Genomic DNA, 1,241 nt, shown 5'->3' on the forward strand with positions numbered 1-1,241 from the left:
CTTGTATCTTGATTGATATAGTGATTAGCTACCACTATACGCAAATTGTAGAGTTTGGAGTGCTGCTAAAATCTTAAATTTGAACCTGAGATAAAACCTACAATTTGCCCTTATCCCTCATACAACTCTGAACGGTAACTAAGCACTTTGATGCTGTATTCACAAGGTAAGATGATGGTTAATGGGATAAAAATCATAGCTTAAACTCAAGGAATATCACCATGATTATGCTAGGTATTGATGTCAGTAAAACCAAAATAGATTGTTGCATTTTCCCTCAAGGTTTGACTGGAAAAAGAAAAAATAAAATATTTACTAATACAGAAAGTGGCTTTGGCAGTCTGCTCAAATGGCTCATCACTCTTAAAATTGAACCTGATCAAGTGACAGCAATCATGGAAGCGACTTCGGTTTATCATGAGAATTTGGGATATTATCTATATGATGCAGGTGTAAAGGTTTGTGTGGCTAATCCTTCACGAGTAAGAGCCTTTGCCAAAGGCATGTCCATGCTAAATAAAACGGATAAAGCTGATAGTGAAGCTCTTTCACGTTATGGTTACACCGCAAAGTTAATCATATGGCAGCCTGAACCTGAAAATGTCAGATTATTAAAAGCTTTACTAGGCAGACGAGATGTCTATCTAGGTAGTCTATTGCAGGAAAAGAATCGACTTGAAAAGGCGCAGTCCACTCATACCTCCGTTGTTGTGATTAAATTACTTGAAGAGAATATTGAGTATTTAAATCAGCAACTTGAACATATTGATAAGTTAATAAATAATCACATAGATCAAGATCCAACATTGAAACAGGATTTGAAATTACTGCAAACTATTCCTTCAATCGGTGAACGATCAGGCTTATTACTGTTGGGGTTATTTCATTCGCACAAGTTTGAAAAAGCAAGTCAAGCTGCTGCATATGTAGGTTTGGTTCCAGTACATCAGTTGTCTGGCAGTTCAGTCAACAAGCAAAGTCACTTATCAAAAGCAGGTGACAGTAAAATACGCTCAGTATTGTATATGTCAGCATTAACAGCGATTAAATATAATCCACACATTGAAGCTTTATATCAACGATTATTAAGCCAGGGTAAAAATAAAATGTGTGCTTTAGGTGCTGCAATGCGCAAGCTTATACATCTGTGTTATGGCGTTTTAAAACATCAGACTGCCTATCAAAGAGATTATTTATTGGTCGAATAATCTCAAAACCTGATTGACTACCAAGACGGTATC

Annotated in this window: 1 protein-coding gene; it reads left to right on the forward strand. The window is 36.3% G+C overall.

Features of this window, described 5'->3' with window-relative positions; all coding sequences use genetic code 11:
- The first annotated feature begins 221 nt into the window (after positions 1-221).
- Positions 222-1,208, forward strand: a complete 987-nt coding sequence (locus FTT98_RS17860; RefSeq protein ID WP_004278529.1) for an IS110 family transposase — start codon at positions 222-224, stop codon at positions 1,206-1,208.
- The last annotated feature ends 33 nt before the right edge of the window (positions 1,209-1,241 follow it).

Origin of the sequence: Acinetobacter sp. YH12039, assembly GCF_013420015.1 — a bacterium.
Lineage (GTDB): Bacteria > Pseudomonadota > Gammaproteobacteria > Pseudomonadales > Moraxellaceae > Acinetobacter > Acinetobacter amyesii.

What these genes read in the sequence shown, in the direction of transcription:
- FTT98_RS17860 (WP_004278529.1), top strand. Translation starts at nt 222, where the DNA reads ATGATTATGCTAGGTATTGATGTCAGTAAAACCAAAATAGATTGTTGC.